General features: G+C 70.6%; 17 protein-coding genes. 9 read left to right on the top strand and 8 right to left on the bottom strand.

The window, feature by feature from the left end:
- The first annotated feature begins 17 nt into the window (after positions 1-17).
- Entirely contained in the window at positions 18-1,013 is a 996-nt protein-coding gene (locus OHU35_RS39260) for a GlxA family transcriptional regulator (protein ID WP_405509412.1), read from the top strand.
- A gap of 1 nt (position 1,014) precedes the next feature.
- Here the strand turns inward: OHU35_RS39260 and OHU35_RS39255 are convergent, their stop codons facing one another.
- Positions 1,015-1,674, bottom strand: a complete 660-nt coding sequence (locus tag OHU35_RS39255; RefSeq protein WP_189721945.1) for a TetR/AcrR family transcriptional regulator — start codon at positions 1,672-1,674, stop codon at positions 1,015-1,017.
- A 128-nt stretch (positions 1,675-1,802) separates the two neighbouring features.
- Here OHU35_RS39255 and OHU35_RS39250 point away from each other — a divergent pair, with 128 nt between their 5' ends.
- The gene (locus tag OHU35_RS39250) at positions 1,803-3,056 is read left to right on the top strand and encodes a YncE family protein (RefSeq protein ID WP_405508747.1); all 1,254 of its coding nucleotides are present in this window, start codon (positions 1,803-1,805) and stop codon (positions 3,054-3,056) included.
- On the opposite strand, the gene OHU35_RS39245 is transcribed toward OHU35_RS39250, so the two are convergent.
- Positions 3,053-4,912 (bottom strand): cellulase family glycosylhydrolase, encoded by a 1,860-nt coding sequence (locus OHU35_RS39245; protein WP_405508745.1) that lies wholly within the window; start codon positions 4,910-4,912, stop codon positions 3,053-3,055. The genes OHU35_RS39250 and OHU35_RS39245 overlap by 4 nt on opposite strands.
- An 82-nt stretch (positions 4,913-4,994) precedes the next feature.
- A complete protein-coding gene (locus OHU35_RS39240) occupies positions 4,995-6,965 on the bottom strand; it encodes a translation factor GTPase family protein (RefSeq protein ID WP_359892675.1) in 1,971 nt (656 codons plus the stop codon).
- 187 nt (positions 6,966-7,152) lie between these two features.
- Between OHU35_RS39240 and OHU35_RS39235 the strand changes: the two genes are divergently transcribed.
- The 5 genes from OHU35_RS39235 (at position 7,153) to OHU35_RS39215 (ending at position 11,959) form a co-directional block, all read left to right on the top strand.
- Positions 7,153-8,259, top strand: coding sequence for an XdhC family protein (locus OHU35_RS39235; RefSeq protein ID WP_359892678.1), 1,107 nt, complete (start codon positions 7,153-7,155; stop codon positions 8,257-8,259).
- Positions 8,260-8,344: 85 nt separating this feature from the next.
- Positions 8,345-8,677 (top strand): putative quinol monooxygenase, encoded by a 333-nt coding sequence (locus OHU35_RS39230; protein WP_189721950.1) that lies wholly within the window; start codon positions 8,345-8,347, stop codon positions 8,675-8,677.
- Between the two features lie 464 nt (positions 8,678-9,141).
- Complete coding sequence (locus OHU35_RS39225) at positions 9,142-10,149, top strand: NADP-dependent oxidoreductase (RefSeq protein ID WP_359892681.1); 1,008 nt, start codon at positions 9,142-9,144, stop codon at positions 10,147-10,149.
- Positions 10,150-10,174: 25 nt separating this feature from the next.
- Positions 10,175-11,227, top strand: a complete 1,053-nt coding sequence (locus OHU35_RS39220) for an alcohol dehydrogenase catalytic domain-containing protein (RefSeq protein WP_405508742.1) — start codon at positions 10,175-10,177, stop codon at positions 11,225-11,227.
- Between the two features lie 72 nt (positions 11,228-11,299).
- Positions 11,300-11,959 carry a carboxymuconolactone decarboxylase family protein gene (locus tag OHU35_RS39215; protein WP_405508740.1) on the top strand — a complete coding sequence of 220 codons (660 nt, stop codon included), beginning with the start codon at positions 11,300-11,302 and terminating at the stop codon, positions 11,957-11,959.
- Here OHU35_RS39215 and OHU35_RS39210 read toward each other — a convergent pair.
- Positions 11,871-12,422 carry a metallophosphoesterase gene (locus OHU35_RS39210; RefSeq protein WP_189721954.1) on the bottom strand — a complete coding sequence of 184 codons (552 nt, stop codon included), beginning with the start codon at positions 12,420-12,422 and terminating at the stop codon, positions 11,871-11,873. The two genes, OHU35_RS39215 and OHU35_RS39210, sit on opposite strands and share 89 nt — an antisense overlap.
- Positions 12,423-12,631: 209 nt before the next feature.
- On the opposite strand from OHU35_RS39210, the gene OHU35_RS39205 reads away from it, so the two are divergent.
- Positions 12,632-14,572: a glycosyltransferase family 2 protein gene (locus OHU35_RS39205; RefSeq protein ID WP_189721955.1), complete on the top strand. Its 1,941-nt coding sequence runs from the start codon at positions 12,632-12,634 to the stop codon at positions 14,570-14,572.
- A gap of 4 nt (positions 14,573-14,576) precedes the next feature.
- Positions 14,577-15,185: a dTDP-4-dehydrorhamnose 3,5-epimerase gene (gene rfbC / locus OHU35_RS39200; protein WP_189721956.1), complete on the top strand. Its 609-nt coding sequence runs from the start codon at positions 14,577-14,579 to the stop codon at positions 15,183-15,185.
- Positions 15,186-15,270: 85 nt separating this feature from the next.
- Here the strand turns inward: rfbC and OHU35_RS39195 are convergent, their stop codons facing one another.
- From OHU35_RS39195 to OHU35_RS39180, 4 genes are read right to left on the bottom strand one after another with little or no spacing between them, the layout of a single operon-like run.
- Entirely contained in the window at positions 15,271-16,074 is an 804-nt protein-coding gene (locus OHU35_RS39195) for a class I SAM-dependent methyltransferase (protein ID WP_215116788.1), read from the bottom strand.
- On the bottom strand, positions 16,071-16,949 hold the full coding sequence (rfbD, locus tag OHU35_RS39190) for a dTDP-4-dehydrorhamnose reductase (protein WP_189721958.1): 879 nt from the start codon (positions 16,947-16,949) through the stop codon (positions 16,071-16,073). Before rfbD ends, OHU35_RS39195 begins: the two co-directional genes overlap by 4 nt.
- Complete coding sequence (gene rfbB / locus OHU35_RS39185) at positions 16,946-17,926, bottom strand: dTDP-glucose 4,6-dehydratase (RefSeq protein ID WP_189721959.1); 981 nt, start codon at positions 17,924-17,926, stop codon at positions 16,946-16,948. The genes rfbD and rfbB overlap by 4 nt, the downstream gene beginning before the upstream one ends.
- Positions 17,923-18,990 carry a glucose-1-phosphate thymidylyltransferase gene (locus OHU35_RS39180; protein ID WP_405508737.1) on the bottom strand — a complete coding sequence of 356 codons (1,068 nt, stop codon included), beginning with the start codon at positions 18,988-18,990 and terminating at the stop codon, positions 17,923-17,925. Before OHU35_RS39180 ends, rfbB begins: the two co-directional genes overlap by 4 nt.
- Positions 18,991-19,034: the final 44 nt, after the last annotated feature.

Genomic DNA, 19,034 nt, shown 5'->3' with positions numbered 1-19,034 from the left:
GTGCTGGTTCCGTCGCCGTGGTCGTGACCGAGGAGATCGGGGTCCCGTCGTGGGATCTGTACGAACTGAGCATCCCCTGCACGGTGTTCGGCAAGCCGCAGCCGGATCTGGCCGATCCCTGGTACGACCTGCGGCTCTGCGGGACGGGGTCGCGGGCGCAGGATGGCGCGGAGGGCCACGGACTGACTCTGCGGACCCGCTACGGACTCGACGACCTGGCGGACGCGGACACGGTCATCGTGCCCTCGGTGCCCGACCCCTGCGTCGACGAGGGCAGGCCGCTGCCGGAGGGATTGGTCACGGCCCTGCGTCGCGCCCATGACGCGGGTGCCCGCATGGTGTCCCTGTGCACCGGCGCCTTCGCGCTCGCCGAGGCGGGGCTGCTCGACGGACGCCGCGCCACCGCCCACTGGATGCACACCGACCGGCTGGCCGAGCGGTACCCGAAGGTGCAGGTCGACGAGTCGGTGCTGTACGTGGACGACGGCGATGTCCTCACCAGCGCCGGGCTCACCGCCGGCCTCGACCTGTGTCTGCATCTGGTGCGGCGCGATCTGGGCGCGCACGTCGCCAACCAGCTGGCGCGCCGCATGGTGGTGCCCGCCCACCGGCCGGGCGGGCAGGCGCAGTTCATCGAGCTGTCGGTGCCGCCCAGCGACGACGAGGGGCTGGCTCCCGTCCTGGAGTGGGCGAGGGCGAACCTCGACCGGCCGCTGACGGTCGCCGATCTGGCGCGGCGGGCCTCGATGAGTCCGCGTACCTTCTACCGGCGCCTCCAGGCGGCGACCGGGACGACACCTCTCCAGTGGCTCCTCGACCAGCGGCTCGGGCGCGCCCGGTCACTGCTGGAGTCGACGGACCTGCCGGTCGAGAAGGTCGGGGAACTGAGCGGCCTCGGCACGGCCAACAACCTCCGTCACCACTTCCTCAAGCACCTCGGGGTGTCGCCGGGCGACTACCGGCGGGCCTTCCCGGGGGCGCCCACCGGCGGACGCGGCCGGACACGGGTCTGACTCACGTCCGGGGAGTCCAGCCCGGCGGGCGCAGGATCCCCAGCAGCTGCCGGACCAGTTCCTCGACCACCTCGTCCAGGGTCGCGTCCACCCACCCGGCGCTCCAGTCGTGCAGCAGCCCGTTGACGCTGCCGATGAAGCCCGTCGCCGCGAGGCGGTAGTCGCGGGGTGCGGCCTCCCCGCGCGCTGCGGCCGCTTCGGCCTCGGCGCAGATGAGGCCGACCCAGCCGGCCCGGCGGGCGAGCCGTTGTTCCTCCAGGCGCGGGCTGACGCCGATGATCTCGACGAACGTGATGCGGATCCGGCGCGGATCGGCCGCGAGGTTCCCGGCGTAGGCGCGGAAGATCGCCGTGGCGCGCTCGACCAGCGGCAGTTCGGCGGATGCCGCCGCGGCCTCCAGGACCGCTGTCTCGGCCCAGCCGTTGACCTGGAGATGCAGCGCGGCGAGCACGTCCTCCAGGGTGCGGAACTCCTCGTAGAACTGGCGGGTGGACAGTCCGGCCGCCTCGCTGAGCGCCGCGACCGTGGTGGAGCGGAAGCCCGGGGTGTCGCCGAACAGCTGAAGCGCGGCGTCGAGGAACCGCCGGCGCCGCTCGGCCTGCCGCTCCTCGGCCGTCTTGCCGCCGTAGCGGCCGGTCGGCGCTCTGAGTCTGCCCGGCACCGGCTCTCCCTTCGTGGTTCGAACACCGATTTTGTCGTGCACGCGCTCTTGTGGAGAAGGCCACCCCTTCCTTACTTTTCAGTAAGTTCATTCTGAAACCACGTGTGTTCAGATTCCAAGGAGCAGTCATGCCTGCTTTCCGACGACGGCACCTGTGCTCCGTAGCCGCCGCCCTCGCCCTGACCTTCACCGTCCCCGCGACCGCTGCCCACGCGGACGCCCCGGCCGCCTCCGCCGCGCTGCGCGAGGTGCTGTTCGTGGGCAACAACTGGGAAGGCACCGCCGATGTCATCAGGTCCACCGGCGACTTCGCGAAGATCGGCCGGATCGACGTCGTCCCCGACAAGGACGAGCGGATGGCGGAGATCAACGCCGATCCGATCCGGTGGATCGCCTTCATGACGATCCGCAACAGCGTCGGCGAGGGCCACGACCAGTTCGTCGACGACATGTACTCCACGCCGGACGGGAAGTCGGTGGTGGTCTCCCGGCCGAGCTTCGCCGACGTCGTCTCGATCGACCTCGCCTCCGGGCGGATCAACTGGCGCTTCCCGGTGTCCGGTTTCCGCGCCGACCACATGGCGGTCTCCCCCGACGGCAAGCGGGTCGCGGTGTCGGCGTCGACCGGCAACTCCGTGCACGTGCTGGACATCGAGACCGGCAAACAGCTCGGCAAGGCGGCCACCGGGGACAAGCCGCACGAGAACATCTTCACCAAGGACGGCAAGTACATCTACAACATGTCGATCGGCGAGGTGAACACGCAGACCGACGCCCCGTGGCTGGACTGGACGAAGGGCGACCGTCGCATCACCGTCATCGACGCGACCACGTACCAGCAGGTCAAGGTCATCGACATGCGCCAGCGCCTGGACGCGATCGGTCTCAAGGACCACTCGGACGCGGTCCGGCCGGCCGTGTTCTCGCCTGACGAGTCGAAGCTGTACTTCCAGGTGTCGTTCTTCAACGGCTTCTTCGAGTACGACCTGGTCACCGACAAGATCACCCGCACGAAGACCCTGCCGAAGAACCCGGCGACCAGCGACGACCGCACCACGTTCGTCAACGACTCCCGCCACCACGGCCTCTCGATGAGCCCGGACGGCCGCAAGCTCTGCGTCGCGGGCACCATGGACGACTACGCCACGGTCGTCGACCGCGCCACCCTCCAGGAGGGCCCGCTCGTCACCGCCGCCAAGCCCTACTGGGCCACGGTCAGCGGTGACGGCAGAAGTTGTGTGGTCTCCGAGAGCGGCTCCGACCAGGTCACGGCCATCGACTTCGCCACCGGGAAGAAGGTCGTGTCCGTGCCGGTCGGAGACCACCCGCAGCGCGTCCGGCTCGGCCATGTGGAGGCCGGCTGGACGAGCCCGGCCGGCTAGTCGACCTCCTTCGCGGCCCATGTCGCCAGCTCGGAGCGGGCCGCCTTCAGCAGGTCCGCCGAGGGGGCCGTCGCCCCGTTGGTCACCAGCGCGTAGTGCAGGACGCCCGAGTCCGGCGCGGTGAGCAGCAGGCGGCGGCTTCCCGTGCCGCCGGGCTCCTGCGCCACGCCGACCGGGGTCGTCGAGGTGTACGCCGGCGGGGCATGGGCGGTGCCCAGGTCGGAGACGACCGTGGTGGACGCGGTCGGGAAGCTCGCCGGCAGGTGCAGTTCGGTGGGCGCCGAGCCGCCGTCCGAGCGCCACAGCAGCAGCCCGTACTGCCCCGATCCCACTAGCCGTTGTACGTTCGACAGGGAACTCGGCACCGGGTTCCAGGTCAGCGTCGTCGAGCCGTCCCGGGAGCGGTCCTCGTAGGTGAAGCCGACCGTTCTGCCGGCCGTGGCGGTCGGGTAGAGGCGGTCCAGGAGCCTGGCGTCCTGGCGCAGCACGGGCTTGCCCGAGTCGTCGAGGCGTACGGCGGACAGGTCCTCGTCGTTCCAGGCGTCACCGGTGGTGAGGACCTTGTCGGGGTTGCCGTTCATCAGCTCGCGGTGCCGGCCGTTGTAGATGTCCCACTGCCACTGCGAGCCGGAGAGCACGGGCCCCGAGGCGGCCGGGTCGGACCACCAGTCGGCGCCCTTCAGGCGGGAGTCGAGGGCCTGGTACATGGCCTTGAGGACGGTCGGCGCCTTGTCGGAGACGTTGCCGGCCAGCGGGTGCCCGAACTCGCTGACCACGGCGGCTGTCTGCGCGGAGGCCGCCCGGTCGCGGACGGTGCGGAAGTCGTTCGCGTACTGGCCGTCGGCGGCCTTGCCCCACATGAAGACGCCCGAGATGGCCTTCTGGTCGTAGAAGTGGGTGTTGAACACGTAGCGCGATCCGAGCGTGCCGGCGTCCAGCAGGCCGCCCTCCTGCTTCTGGAAGTCGAGGTTGGCGTTCCAGAAGAGGTTCGGCTCCACGAAGGCGGGCTTGTCCCGCCAGCCGGCCGTGTCCATCCGGGCCCGGAACTTCTCGTAGAACGGCCACAGCACGTCCTTCTCCCAGGCCCGGCTGGTCTGCCCGGAGTCGTAGACGCCCGCGTGCGGCTCGTTGTAGGGGTCGAAGCCCACGATGCCCTTGAACCGGTCGGCGTCCAGGTGCTGCCGGACGTACGCCATGGTCTTCTCGGCGGTGGCGAGGAAGGCGTCCTGCACACCGTGCGCGTTGTGCCAGAAGTCGTACGAGGCGCGCTTCACGGCCTCGTTCTGGGTGATGTTCTGCCCCCAGAAGAGGCAGATCCCGCAGGACTCGTCGGGGTAGTTCCCGGCGTCCACCGCCCACTGGGGCGCGCCGTCGCCGGTGTACCAGCTGTCGGCGTCGAACAGGTGCCGGGAGTAGAGGTCCTGGTGGAAGTCGGGGTAGACGCGGATGCCGGCGTCGAGGAAGGCCCGCATCTGGTCGGTGGCGGCGGCGAGGTAGGCCGTGTCCACCTTGCCGCGCTCGGGCTCGGCGTAGGCCCAGGAGAGCAGGAAGCGGACGGTGTTGCCGCCGCCGAGGGCGCGCAGGGCGGTCGCCGACTTCTTCGCGTCGGCGACCGAGGCGAAGGGCAGGCCGCCGTTCTCCGCCAGCTTGGTCTCGCCGGAGACGTTGTAGCCGCGGAGCACGATCTCGCGGCCGGAGGCGTCGGTGAAGCGGCCGTTCCGCACGGTGACGGTCGGGTCGTCGAACCAGAGGGAGCCGGGAGGGGGCGCGGCGGTGGCGGGCGGGACGCCCGCCACCGTCACGGAGCCGAAGAGGACAGCCAGGACAACCAGGAGACGTGCCCGAATAATTGGCATGTCCACTACAGTCCGGCCATTTCAGGACACCGTCAACACCCCTGACTCTGGAGTAAGTTCCCGCTCGGCCGGCCCGCACACGTCATCCGGCCATCCTTCGTGTCACATTCAACAAGTACTCCTTCCTGTTCAGCGGGTTGTGGTCGGTGCGCGGGCGCCTCGGAACCGTGCCGTGCGTGACGGGCGCGTAGTGGTCGAAGACGCTCTCCAACTCGCCCTCGCCGCGGGTGAGCCCGGGCAGCCGCTGCTCCAGTTCATGCACCCGCGCCGCGGGCACCGTGCCCGCCAGGACGCATCCGGCGCCCCGGGTCTCGGTCGTCTGCGGTACGGCGTTGAGCGCGGCCAGCACCGGCAGCAGCGCGCCGAGGGTGTCCGCGGGGGCTTCGACACGGAAGCGGTGCATCGGCTCGTGGACCCGGGTCCCGGCCCGCCGCAGCGCTTCGACGAGCACCAGTGGGGTCAGACCGCGGAAGTCGGCGCCGGTGCTCGACATGCTCTTGTCGAAGCCCTGGTGGGCGTGGCTCTGGCGGGGCGAGTAGCCGCTGTGCGTCATGGTGACCGTGCAGTCGGGGATCCGCCAGCCGTGCGGGCCCTGGTCGAGGGTCTCGCGCACGGTGTCCTCGACGGCCTTGAAGAAGGCGTACGGCATGGAGCCGAGCTCCACCTCCAGCCGGAAGGCGACGCCGGAGCCGACCGGTGCGGGATCGACGCGCAGGCCGACCGTCGCGAGGAACGGGTTGGCGTTCTTCTTGTTGAACTCCACGGCCTGGCCCGTGCCGACGAGCCGTTCGACGCACAGAGGCGTGGTCTCGCGGAAGGTGACGCCGAGTCCGTACTCCTCGGCGAGGGTGGCCTGGATGACCTCCTTCTGCACCTCGCCGTACAGCGACACGGAGGTCTCCTGCCGCCGTTCGTCGTGGCGCAGGCCGATCAGCGGGTCCTGTTCGGCGAGTTGGGTGAGCGCGAGGTGCAGTGCGCCGCTGTTCACGTCCGGGCCCGGGACGACGACGGTCTCCAGGGTGGGCGGGGCGAAGACGTGCTCGTACGCCTTGCGGGGTTCGCCGATCGCGTCGCCGATCCTGATGTCGCCGAGCCCCCAGAGCCGGGCGATCTGTCCGGCGACGACGGCGTCGCCCCGGGTGTCCGTCCCCTGTCCGAAGACGCTGATCGCGGTGATCCGGCCTTCGGCGCCGTCCGTGCCGAACGGGATCCGGTCGCGGGTGCGCAGGGTGCCGGAGAACAGCCGGGCGTAGGCGGCCTTCTCCCCCGCCGGGCCCCGCTCGACCTTGAACACGGTCCCGGAGAGCGGCCCCTCCGCGTCCCCGTCGGCCGGGGGCAGCAGTTCCTCGATGCCCGCCAGGAGCGCGTCCACACCGGCGCCCGTGGCGGCGGAGCCGAAGAAGACGGGGTGGACCAGGGCCTCCCGGGTCCGGGCGACGAGGGAGGTGTGCAGGAGGGCGTCCGTGACGGTGTCCTCGACGTACGCGGACAGCAACGTGTCGTCATGGCCGGCGAGGACGTCGAGCGCGGCCGGGACGGGACCGGGCGTGAAGCGAGCCCGGCGCGTGCCGAGGCCGGTGGCGGTTCCCATCGGCACGATCGCGGGTGTCAGCCGGGTCGAGATCGCCCGCAGCACCTCCTCGTACCGTGCGCCGCGCCGGTCGATCTTGTTGACGAAGAGCAGGGTCGGGATGCGCAGCCGCTGGAGCGTCCGCATCAGCACCCGTGTCTGCGCCTGCACTCCTTCGACGGCGGAGACGACGAGCACGACGCCGTCCAGCACGCCGAGCACACGCTCCACCTCGGCGATGAAGTCCGGGTGGCCGGGGGTGTCGATCAGGTTGACCGTCACACCGTCGAGGGGGAACGAGACGACGGCGGACTTGATGGTGATGCCGCGCTGCCGCTCCAGCGCGAGGGTGTCGGTACGGGTGTTCCCGTCGTCGACGCTGCCGATCTCGTCGATCACCCCGGCCGAATGGAGCAACCGCTCGGTCAGGCTGGTCTTACCGGCGTCGACATGGGCGAGGATTCCAAGGTTGAGCACGTGCACGAAGCGTCATGTCCTTCGGAGAGAGGTCCGTTCCTGGCTGGGGGGACATGAACGCAGTGCGCATCTGCTGCTCCTCGGGACTCGGTGACGTCGCTGTCCTGTGCAGTGCAGCAGAAGAGGCCGAGGGGCCACAACGGAATTAGGGGCCTTCCGGGGTACCCGGTGCGGTGTGTGGAAGGAGCGGATCGTGCGTGACATCCTCCCGGCGATCGGCCGCTGGTACGGGGCCGGGCTTCCGTTCGGCCTCGCGACGGTCGTCGAGGTCAGCCGCAGCGCGCCGCGCGCCCCGGGCGCGGCGATGGCGGTGGGCCCGGGCGAGGAGGTCGTGGGGAGTGTGTCCGGGGGCTGTGTCGAGGGCGCGGTGTTCGAGCTGGCGCGGGACGTCGTGACGAGCGGCGAGGCGCGTCTGGAGACCTTCGGCTACAGCGACGAGGACGCCTTCGCCGTCGGCCTGACCTGCGGCGGCGAGATCACGCTGCTCGTGCGTCCCGTCACGCCCGAGCGGAATCCCGCCTTCGGCGCGGTCGCCGACTCCGTCGCCGCGGGTGAGCCGGTCACCTTCGCCACGGTGACCGACGGCCCGGCGCCGCGCGGGGCGGCGCTCGCCGTCTGGCCGGACCGGGTCTCGGGCACCCTCGGCACGAGCGGCCTGGACGCGGCCGTCACCGCCGACGCCCGCGGCGAGCTCGCTCTGGGCGCGACGGGTCTACGGCACTACGGGCCGCAGGGGCAGCGCCGTGAGGACTCCGTCAGCGTGTTCCTGGAGTCCTTCGCCCCACCGCCACGGATGCTGGTCTTCGGCGCGATCGACTACGCCGCGGCCGTGGCCCGCATCGGGGACTTCCTCGGCTACCGGGTCACCGTCTGCGACGCCCGCCCCGTCTTCGCCACGCCCCGGCGCTTCCCCGCGGGCGTCGAGGTGGTCGCCCAGTGGCCGCACAACTATCTGCGCGACACGGACACCGACGCGCGCACGGTGATCTGCGTCCTCACCCACGACCCCAAGTTCGACGTGCCGCTGCTCCAGGAGGCGCTGCGCCGGCCGGCCGCGTACATCGGGGCGATGGGCAGTCGCCGCACCCACGCCGACCGGGCGCGACAGCTGGCCGGGGCCGGCCTCACGGAGCACGAGCTGTCCCGGCTGCGCTCACCGGTCGGCCTCGATCTCGGGGCCCGTACACCCGAGGAGGTGGCGGTGTCCGTCGCCGCCGAGATCGTCGCGCTGCGCTGGGGCGGCAGCGGCGCCCCACTGACCACCACGGAGGGAGCGGTGCACCCGCACCGCTCCTCCTGATGACCCGTGCCGCTCCCGGTCACGTCGCCATTCAGCCGGGTTCGTACGATCGTGTCGCCGTCAGCACATCAGCGAAGGGAATCCCATGATCTTCATCACCGCCAAGTTCCGAGTCCGTCCCGAGCACGCGGACCGCTGGCCCGAGATCACCGCTGACTTCACCCGGGCGACGCGCGCCGAGCCCGGCTGTCTGTGGTTCGACTGGTCGCGCAGCGTGGACGAGCCGACGGAGTACGTCCTGGTCGAGGCCTTCCGCGACGACGAGGCCGGGGCCGCCCATGTGCAGTCCGCGCACTTCAAGGCCGCGCAGCAGACGCTGCCGCCCCATCTGGCCGAGACGCCACGCATCGTGAACGCGACGATTCCGCAGGACGACTGGGCGCTCCTCGGGGAGATGGCGGTCCCAGGACAGGAGTAGCGCGGCGGACTCACCGGACGTCGGACGAACCGCCCGCGCGCCACCGTCTCCTCGAGCGTCGCGGGGTCCAGCCCGGCAACGTCACCGAGTTCCGTGGTGCGGGCCAGGTACGCGCGCTGGGCTGCCGGCGACTCCGTCGTCGTGGTGGCCGCCGGCCGAGCTGGTGTTCGTCATCCTGCCTCCCGGGCAGGTCGGGGGTCACGCTCCGCAGCTGGAACCACCTTCGCGGCAGTCCTCGACGACGTTCGGCGCGAGCGAGCCGCGGATCTGCTCATCGCGTCCGATCCGCCACTGACCCGGGTTGCTCGCAACGTCGGGCTCCGCGAGGCATCCGTCCTGAGCCGTAGATCGCACCGGGTCCCCTCTTGTCTCGGACCGCGCGGCACCCGTACGCTCCCCCTCCATACCGACTAGCCGGTATGAACTTGGGAATGTCGGTTCGACTGTCGAAGGAGCCGCCGGAGATGAGCACCATCAACCGCCAGATACGCCTGGCCGCACGCCCCGTGGGAGAACCGCGGCCCACCGACTGGGAGCACGTCGAGGAGCCGGCCGGGCAGCCGGGCGACGGGGAATTCCTGGTACAGGTGCTCTGTCTGTCGATCGACCCCGCGATGCGCGGCTGGATGAACGCGGGCCGGTCCTACATCCGCCCGGTCGAGATCGGCGAGGTGATGCGCGCCGGCGCGGTGGGAAGGGTGATCGCCTCCCGGCACTCCGGCTTCGCGGTCGGCGACCATGTGTCGGGCTCGTTCGGCGTGCAGGAGTACTGCGTGTCGGACGGACGCGACGTGACCAGGGTCGACCCGGCGGCGGCCCCCTTGCCGACGTATCTCGGCACGCTCGGCATGTCGGGCCTGACGGCCTACTTCGGCCTGATCGAGGTCGGGCGTCCCGAGCCCGGGCAGACCGTCGTGGTCTCCGGAGCGGCCGGGGCCGTCGGCAGTGTCGTCGGGCAGATCGCCAAGATCCTGGGCTGCCGGGTCATCGGCATCGCCGGCGGCGAGGCCAAGTGCCGGATGGTGGTGGACGAGTTCGGGTTCGACGCCGCGATCGACTACCAGAGCGAGGACGTCCGCAAGGCGCTGCGCGAGCACGCCCCCGACGGCGTCGACGTGTACTTCGACAACGTCGGCGGAGACGTTCTGGACGCCGTGCTGCTGCGGCTGGCGCGCGGTGCCCGCGTCGTCGTGTGCGGCGCGATCTCCCAGTACAACAGCACCAAGCCGCAGGGCCCCGCCAACTACCTGTCACTTCTGGTGAACCGCGCCTCCATGACGGGCATCGTGGTGTTCGACTACGCCGAACGGTACGCCGAGGGCATCGCGCAGATGGCCACGTGGCGGGCGGAGGGCCGGCTGAAGTCCCTGGAGGATGTAGTGTCCGGCCCGGTCGCGGCCTTTCCCGAAACCCTGATGCGGCTGTTCCGTGGTGACAACCACGGCAAGCTGGTGCTGAAGATCGCGGACTGACCGGCCGAAGGGAGGGAGAGAACCGATGAAGGCACTGACCTACCACGGCCGTCACGACATCCGCTACGGGGATGTCCCCGACCCGGCCGTCACCAGCCCCACCGACGCGGTGGTGCAGGTGACCACGGCCGGCATCTGCGGCAGCGACCTGCACATCTACGGCGGCAACGCGTTCAGCCCGGAACTGGGCTACACACCGGGACACGAGTGCGTCGGCGTGGTGGCCGACACCGGCGGCCAGGTCACCCGGTTCAAGCCCGGCGACCGGGTTCTGGTGCCCGCCTCTGCCGGCTGTGCGCACTGCCGGTCGTGCGCAGCCGGGTTCACCGCCCGGTGCGAACGCGCCAAGTCGAGCACGGAGCTCTGCTACGGAGTGAGCCCGCAGCTCCCGGGCAGCCAGGCCCAGGTCCTGGCCGTGCCCTACGCCGACGTCAATCTGGTGCACGTGCCCGAGGACATCTCCGACGAGGCCGCCGTCGTCCTCACGGACAACGCCCCCACCGCCTGGTACGGCTGCCGCCGAGCCCGCATCCAGCCCGGCGAGACCGTCCTGGTCATCGGCCTCGGCCCGGTCGGCCTCATGGCCGCCCAGGCCGCCTTCGCGATGGGCGCGGCGCGGGTGCTGGGCGCGGACCTGGTCGCGGAGCGCCGCGACTTCGCCTCAGGTCTGGGCGTCGAACCGGTCGAGGGGGACGACGCGCGGTCGGCCGTCCGGGACCTGACCGCTGGACGCGGGCCGGACGCCGTGGTGGAGGCCGTGGGCTCCGACGCCACCATCGAGCTCGCCCTCAAGGCCGTCCGGCAGGCAGGCCGGGTCAGCGTCATCGGGGTCAGCCAGAACAAGGCGTTCCCCTTCCACATGGGACTGGCGCAGATCAAGGAACTGGAGTTCGCCATCGGGCTGTGCTCGGTGCACTACGAACTCCCTCCCCTGATCGCCCTCACCCGTGCCGGCCGGATCCAGCCCGAGGTCGTGGTCTCCCACCGCTTCGCCCTCTCCGACGGCCCTGCGGCGTACGAACTGTTCGCGGGCCGCTCCGACGGCGTCCGCAAGATCCTTCTGGACCCGGCCCAGTGAGCCTTCCGACCTTCACTTGTTAAGCGTTCAGTCAGTCTCCTAGGGTGAGCCCCTCGGACACTGGAGGTCGCCATGTCACAGCGCGACGAAGCCGCCCGGCAGCCCCGTCCACGACTGCTGCCGCTCCCCGAAGAACAGTGGGACGCACGGACCCGGGAACTGCTGGCCATCGCACCCCACGACCCTGGGGACCGGATCCCGAACATCTTCACCACGCTCGTGCGCCATCCCGATCTCTACGAGCAGTTCCTGCCCTTCGGCGGCCAGTTGCTCCTCAGCGGCCGGCTGCCGGAAGAACTGCGCGAGTTACTCATCCTGCGCACCGCGTGGAACACCGGCGCACGGTACGAGTGGGGACGGCACGTTCCCCTGGCCAGGGCCGCGGGCGTCACGGACGCGGACGTCGACCGGATCGCCGAGGGGCCGGAGGCACCCGGCTGGACGGAACTCCAGAGGCACCTGATCCGGGCGGCGGACGAGCTGAACCGCGAGGCAAGGATGTCCGACGCGACCTGGGAGGCTCTGGCCGAGCACTTCGCCGACGCCGAACTGATCGAGATCGCCATGCTGGTGGGGCAGTACCACATGGTGGCCTTCTTCCTGAATGCCACCGGTGTGGAACTGGACCCCGGTTTCGACGCTGTCACGGCCGTTCCCGGTGCGATCGGGCCCGGCCCGGCCCGGGCCGGCGCGGCACGCGCGGCGGCAGGCGGTGCAGTTCCACGTCGGTGAGCCGGCCGTCGGCGGCCGTGGCGGTCATGTAGGTGCAGTGGGGCTGGCGGCGGCGGTCCGTCGGGGAGCCCGGGTTGAGCAGGCGCAGGCCGGTCGGGGCGGTGGTGTCCCAGGGGATGTGACTGTGGCCGAAGACCAGCACGTCGAGGTCGGGGAAGCGGGCGGCGCAGCGCTTCTCCCGGCCCTGGGCGGGGCCCGTCTCGTGGATCGCCCCGAAGCGCAGCCCGCCCAGTTCCGCGTACGCCACCTCGGGCAGCCGGGCCCGCAGGTCCGGTCCGTCGTTGTTGCCGTAGACGGCCACGAGCCTGCGGCAGCGGCTCTCCAGCAGGTCGAGGGTGGCCGTGTCGACCCAGTCCCCGGCGTGGAACACGACGTCGGCGTGCGGAAGTTCGGCCAGCAGCGGCGCGGGCAGTTCCCTGGCCCGCTTCGGCAGGTGGGTGTCGGACATGAGGAGCAGACGCACGCCCTCAGCCTAGAGGCAGCGGCCCGCTCCGCCCCGGAACCGACTTGACCGCGAACAGACAGACAGCGCAGCTCAGTTGTCGTGTCGACCGAGATGATCACGGCCAGGTCTCGAAAGGTGAGGCAGCGTTGCCTACCGGGTTAGCATCGGGCAACACGCAGTAAGACAGGACGTCTACGGCAAGCGACCCGAAGGGGCCCGGAAACCCGATGCCGGTCAAGGTCAGCGTCATCATCCCCGTCTACAACCCGGGGATCTACATCGAGGACTGCATCACCTCGCTGCAGAGGCAGTCCCTGCCTCCCGAAGAGTACGAGGTGATCTTCGTCGACGACGGCTCCACCGACGCCACCCCGGCCCGGCTCGACGCGCTCGCCGCCGAGGACCCCCGGATGAAGGTCATCCACCAGGAGAACTCCGGCTGGTCGGGCAAGCCGCGCAACGTCGGCATCGCCGCCTCCAGGGGCGAGTTCGTCATGTTCGTCGACAACGACGACTACCTGGGCGACGAGGCCCTGGAGCGGATGTACGACTACGGCGTGGCCAACGGTGCCGACGTCGTCGTGGGCAAGATGGCGGGCAAGGGCCGCGGCGTGCCGGTGGAGCTGTTCCGCCGCAACCACCCGCGCGCCACCGTCGAGAACGCCCCGCTCATCGACAGCCTCACCCCGCACAAGATGATCCGCCGTGCCTTCCTCGACCGCACCGGCCTGCGCTTTCCCGAGGGCAGGCGGCGGCTGGAGGACCACGTCTTCATCGCCGAGGCGTATCTGCGCGCGGAGAACGTCTCCGTGGTCAGCGACTACGTCTGCTACTACCACATCCGGCGGGACGACAGCTCCAACGCCGGCTTCGAACGCTTCGACCCCGCCGGATATTTCAAGAACCTCCGCGAGGCCCTCGACGTCGTCGAGCGGTACACCGAGCCCGGCCCGGTGCGTGACAGGCTCTTCCGCCGCTGGCTGCGCGTGGAGATGGTCGAGCGGCTGCGGGCCCGGCGCTTCCTGAATCTGCCGGACGACTACCGCAAGGAGCTGTTCGGGGAGATCCACGAGGTCGTCGTCGAGCGGTTCGGTCCCGGTGTCGCGGAAGGGCTGCAGCCGACGCAGCAGGTCGTCGCCGCGCTGACCGCGGCCGACCGGTACGACGACGTCGTGTCCTTCGCGGAATGGGAGGCCGGCATCGCGCCCAAGGCGGCCCCCGCGCACGTGGAGTGGCGGGACGGTTCCCTCAGCATCGGCTTCACGGCCGAGTACACGTCCGGCGGCGAGCCGATGACCTTCCCCGCCGACGCCGAGGCGGCCCCGCTGAACGACACGCCCAAGGACGTGACCGAGGCGGTGGAGTGGGTGGCCGCGGAGACCGCCGCCCGCTTCGGGCAGGCCACGGCCGATCTGCTGCTGCGGGAGCGTTCCAGCGCCGCGCAGTATTTCCAGCCGGTGGAGTTCACGCGCGAGACCGTTCCCGTGGGGGACGGCGAGGTCCGGCTGGTGCTGCGGGCGACCGCCACCGTCGACCCGGCCGGCCTGCCCGGTGACGGCGTCTGGGACGCGGTCGTGCGGGTCAAGCTGGGCGGCTGGACCAAGGAGTGCCGGCTGGGCCCGGCGCCGCGGGCGACCCGGCCCACGCCGGACGTGGGACTCGTCGGCGACCGGCCGGTTCTGCCGTACTGGACGGAGCCGCACGGCAACCTCTCCCTGCAGTTCGGCGCGCGGGGCAAGCGGCTCGGTCTGGGCGGCGTGCAGCCGATGGACGTCACCGTCTCCGGGGACCGTTTCCGTGCTCCGCTTCCGCTGCACGTCGAGGGCGACAGCGAGGTGCGGCTGAGGTTCGTCTCCTCGAGCCGGATCCTCGACGCGTCCGGCACGCTCTCCCCCGCTCCGGACGGGCGCGGGGCGGTGCTGGAGGCGGCGATGCCCGCCAAGGACCTCTCGCGTGACACCTGGCGGGTGGCTCTGTGTCTGACCCCGGGCGCCGACCGGCCCCGCTTCACCGGGCTGCCGTTCGCGCTGCGCGCCGCCGACGGCCAGGTGCTGGTCGTGCCGGTGCCGGGGCCCGGTGTCGCGCTGCGGCTGGCGCGACGGGCGCGGCGGGTGGTCGGTACCGCGCGTCGGAAGGTGGTTTCCCGTATCAGGATCGGAGGGCAGTGACAGCATGCGACCACTGGGGATAGAGGGCGCCTGGATTCTGGAGCCCAAGATCTTTCCGGACGACCGGGGCAGCTTTCACGAGTGGTACCGCGGCGAGGAGTTCCGCGAGGCCACGGGCCACGATCTGGCCCTGGCCCAGGCCAACTGCTCGGTCTCCCGGCGGGGCGTGCTGCGTGGCGTGCACTTCGCCGATGTGCCGCCCAGCCAGGCCAAGTACGTCACATGTGTGCGCGGTGCCGTCCTGGACGTGGTGATCGACATCCGGGTGGGCTCCCCCACCTACGGCCAGTGGGAGGCCGAACGGCTCGACGACGACACCCGCCACGCGGTGTTCCTCGCCGAGGGGCTGGGCCACGCGTTCATGGCACTCACCGACGACGCCACGGTGGTCTATCTGTGCTCCACCGGCTATGCCCCGGAGCGTGAGCACGGCATCCACCCCCTCGACCCGGCGCTCGGCATCGCCTGGCCCGAGGGCATCACCCCTGTCCTCTCCCCGAAGGACGAACAGGCCCCGACCCTGGCCGAGGCGGAACGCCAGGGCCTGCTCCCGTCGTACGAGACCTGCCGTGCGTACTACGAGGAGTTGCGGGCCGGCCGGGGAGACGGCTGACGCCCTCACCCCCGCGGCACACGGAACATGCCGCAGGCCCGGGCGCGCGGCGCCCGGGCCTGTTTCACAGCAACCCGAAACGGGGTCAGCGGCTGACGCCCACCTGCTCCAGGGACTTGCGCAGGGGCTCCCAGCCGATGCGGCGCGGTAGGCCGCGGTTGCGGGCCTGGGTGAGGGGGCCCCAGAAGCCTGCCTCCAGGAGGGTCTCGGGGCGTACCGCGCCGGCCCGTTCGAGAATCGCCTCGGGGACCTTCTGCGGGTCGGGCACCTTGTACTCGGCCATGATCTCGTCGTACTTGTCGTGCAGGACCCGGTTGTTCGGGTCGGCGCCGAAGACGACGAGCTGGCCGGTGGGGGCGGTGTCCACCTGGATCGTGACCAGGTCGGGGCGGTAGCGCGCCAGAACCTCGGTGATCTTGTAGACGTCGCCCGTCCAGGCGTTGGTGTGCCGGTCCCGGGCCGCCTCGTCCACGCTGCGCGGCAGCATGTCGTCGAAGACGATCACGCTGGACCAGTCGGAGTGCTTCTCGACGTTCATGAAGTCGCGCAGGGCGTACTCGAAGATGTGCATGCCGTCGATGAACGACAGATCCAGCGTGGTGCGGCGCCAGTAGCCGATCGGGCTGCGGCCGCGGCGCAGGTTGCGCAGCGGGTGACGGCCGCCCTTGAGGTGCTGGAGGGGGTTGTCACGGGCGAAGAAGTCGTCACTGGTGGCCTTCACCAGGTGGACGTCGCACTTCAGCTCCGAGACCACCTTGAAGGCGGGGTCGATCGCGATGCTGGGGACACGGGACAGGCGCAGGCTGCGCCCGTCGTTGACGCCGATCTCCAGGTAGTTGCGATTGGCGCTGACTTTGTGCAGTCCCCGGAGGAACTCATGGCGTTTCACGAAGTGGGACCTTCCTTGCGGATGCGGGGCAGTGCTTCGTGCAGGGCGGAGCGCCAGTCGCGCGGCAGGGGCAGGCCGATCTCCTGCCACCGGCCGTGCGCGAGGGCGCTGTACGCCGGGCGGGGCGCGGGCCGGGGGAAGGCCGCGCTGCTGGTGGGGCGCACCCGGTCCGGGTCGGCGCCGAGAAGGGAGAACACCTCGCGGGCCAGCTCGTACCAGGTGGCCTCGCCGGCGTCGGTGGCGTGGAAGACGCCGTGCGCTTCGGGACCGAGCCGGGGTCCGAGGTCGGCGATCCGCTCGGCGACGTCCGCGCTCCAGGTGGGCTGCCCGCGCTGGTCGTCGACGACGTCGAGGGTGTCGCGGCGGGCTTCGAGACCGATCATGGTCCGCACGAAGTTAGTGCCGTGGACCCCGTAGAGCCAAGCCGTGCGCACGACCGCGCTCGCCCCGGGGAGCTCCTCCAGCACGGCCCGCTCGCCGGCCAGCTTGGTGCGGCCGTAGGCGGTGCGCGGGCCCGTCGGATGGTCCTCCGGGTAGGGGGCCGTGCGGGCGTCGCCGGAGAAGACGTAGTCGGTGGAGACGTGGATCAGCCGGGCGTCGTGCGCCGCGCAGGCGCGGGCCAGCAGGCGCGGTCCGTCGCCGTTGATCTCCAGGGCGCGGGCCTCGTCGGTCTCGGCGTCGTCGACGGCCGTGTACGCGGCGCAGTTCACGACGAGGTCGGGACGGTGCTCCCGCACCGCCGTGCCGACGGCCTCGGGGCGCGTGATGTCCAGGGCGGAGCGGTCCAGGCCCACCACGTCCTCGCCGCGCCGGGTGAGTTCCTCGACGACGTCGTGGCCGAGCATTCCGCCCGCTCCGGTGATCAGCCACCTCATGCGCGCTCCTGGGCGACGCGCCGCTTCAGGGGCTCCCACCACGCACGGTTGTCGCGGTACCAGGCGACGGTCTCCGCCAGGCCGGTGGTGAAGTCGTGGCGTGGGCGGTAGCCGAGTTCGTCGCGGGCCTTGCTCCAGTCGACGGAGTAGCGCAGGTCGTGGCCCTTGCGGTCCTCGACGTACTCCACCCGGTCCCAGTCCGCGCCGCAGGACTGAAGGAGCAGGCCGGTGAGTTCCTTGTTGGTGAGTTCGGTGCCGCCGCCGATGTTGTAGACCTCGCCGGGCCGGCCCTGGGTGCGGACGAGGTCGACGCCCTGGCAGTGGTCGTCGACGTGCAGCCAGTCACGGACGTTGCGGCCCTCGCCGTACAGCGGCACCGTCCCGCCGTCGAGGAGGTTGGTGACGAACAGCGGGATGACCTTCTCGGGGAACTGGTGCGGGCCGTAGTTGTTGGAGCAGCGGGTGACGCGCACGTCCAGGCCGTGAGTGCGGTGGTAGGCGAGGGCGAGCAGGTCGGAGGAGGCCTTGGAGGCCGAGTACGGCGAGTTCGGCTGCAGCGGGTGGTCCTCCGGCCAGGAGCCGGACTCGATGGAGCCGTAGACCTCGTCGGTGGAGACGTGCACGAACGGGCCCACGTCGTAGCGCAGGGCGGCGTCCAGCAGGGTCTGGGTGCCGAGCACATTGGTGCGGACGAAGTCGGCGGCGCCGGTGATGGAGCGGTCCACATGCGACTCGGCGGCGAAGTGCACGACCTGGTCGGCACCGGCCATCAGCTTGTCGACGAGTTCGGCGTCGCAGATGTCGCCCTGGACGAACTCCAGCCGGGGGTGGGTCAGTTCGAGGTTGTCGAGGGTGCCGGCGTAGGTGAGCTTGTCCAGCACGGTGACGCGCGGCGCGTCGGGCTCGTCCGAGGCGAGCAGCGCACGGACGTAGCGGGAGCCGATGAACCCGGCGGCACCGGTGACGAGGAGGTTCATGAAGTGATCTGCACCTTGCTGTGGTCTCCGAGGACGAGTCGGTGAGCGCTGGGGACGCTGGGGGCCGGGGTCACCTCGACATGCCGGCCGATCAGCGAGGACTCGATCCGGCCGACGCCCTGGATCGAGGAGTCCCGCAGCACGATCGAGAATTCCAGTTCGCTGTCGGTGATCCGGCAGTTCTCCGCGATCGAGGTGAAGGGACCGACGTAGGAGTCGCTGACGAGGGTTCCCCTGCCGATGACGGCGGGCCCGACGATGCGGGAGTTGACGATCCGGGCGCCCTCTTCCACGACCACCCGCCCGATGGTCTGCGAGGCGTCGTCCACAGCGCCGTCGATGCGGCGCTCCATGGCTTCGAGGACCATGCGGTTCACCTCGAGCATGTCGCCGACGTTGCCGGTGTCCTTCCAGTAGCCCTTGATGACCGTGCTGCGCACGTCGGCACGGGAGTCGATCAGGTGCTGGATGGCCTGGGTGATCTCCAGTTCGCCGCGCCACGACGGTTCGATGGCGCGCACGGCCTCGTGGATCACGGGCGTGAACAGATAGACGCCGACCAGGGCGAGATCGCTCTTGGGCTGGTCGGGTTTCTCCTCCAGGCCGATCACCTGGCCGGACGGGTCGAGTTCGGCGACACCGAAGGCGCGTGGGTCGGCCACGCGCGTGAGCAGGATCTGGGCGTCGGGCCGACTGTCGCGGAACTCCTCGACGAGGTCGGTGATGCCGCCGACGATGAAGTTGTCGCCGAGGTACATCACGAAATCGTCGTCGCCGAGATAGTCCTGGGCGATCAGTACCGCGTGGGCCAGCCCGAGGGGCCGCTCCTGGGGGATGTAGGTGACCTTCAGGCCGAACTTCGACCCGTCACCCACCGCTTCCTCGATCTCGGCGGCCGTGTCCCCGACGATCATTCCCACGTCGGTGATGCCGGCCTCGGCGATCGACTCCAACCCGTAGAAGAGCACAGCCTTGTTGGCCACTGGCACCAGTTGCTTGGCCGACGTGTGTGTGATCGGCCTCAGTCTTGTTCCTGCGCCGCCGGACAGCACGAGAGCCTTCATTCGGTTCACCTTAGTCGTGATCCGGCGGATGTGAACATCACTTC

The sequence above is a fragment of the Streptomyces purpurascens genome (genome assembly GCF_045040895.1).
GTDB classification, from domain to species: Bacteria; Actinomycetota; Actinomycetes; order Streptomycetales; family Streptomycetaceae; genus Streptomyces; species Streptomyces purpurascens.
This window is presented reverse-complemented; position numbering and strand designations above follow the sequence as displayed.

Coding starts and splice junctions, on each gene's coding strand:
- OHU35_RS39180 (WP_405508737.1), bottom strand. CDS start 18,990: ATGAAGGCTCTCGTGCTGTCCGGCGGCGCAGGAACAAGACTGAGGCCG.
- OHU35_RS39230 (WP_189721950.1), top strand. CDS start 8,345: ATGATCTTCATCACCGCCAAGTTCCGAGTCCGTCCCGAGCACGCGGAC.
- OHU35_RS39215 (WP_405508740.1), top strand. CDS start 11,300: ATGTCACAGCGCGACGAAGCCGCCCGGCAGCCCCGTCCACGACTGCTG.
- OHU35_RS39225 (WP_359892681.1), top strand. CDS start 9,142: ATGAGCACCATCAACCGCCAGATACGCCTGGCCGCACGCCCCGTGGGA.
- rfbC (WP_189721956.1), top strand. CDS start 14,577: ATGCGACCACTGGGGATAGAGGGCGCCTGGATTCTGGAGCCCAAGATC.
- rfbB (WP_189721959.1), bottom strand. CDS start 17,926: ATGAACCTCCTCGTCACCGGTGCCGCCGGGTTCATCGGCTCCCGCTAC.
- OHU35_RS39205 (WP_189721955.1), top strand. CDS start 12,632: ATGCCGGTCAAGGTCAGCGTCATCATCCCCGTCTACAACCCGGGGATC.
- OHU35_RS39245 (WP_405508745.1), bottom strand. CDS start 4,912: ATGCCAATTATTCGGGCACGTCTCCTGGTTGTCCTGGCTGTCCTCTTC.
- OHU35_RS39220 (WP_405508742.1), top strand. CDS start 10,175: ATGAAGGCACTGACCTACCACGGCCGTCACGACATCCGCTACGGGGAT.
- OHU35_RS39250 (WP_405508747.1), top strand. CDS start 1,803: ATGCCTGCTTTCCGACGACGGCACCTGTGCTCCGTAGCCGCCGCCCTC.
- rfbD (WP_189721958.1), bottom strand. CDS start 16,949: ATGAGGTGGCTGATCACCGGAGCGGGCGGAATGCTCGGCCACGACGTC.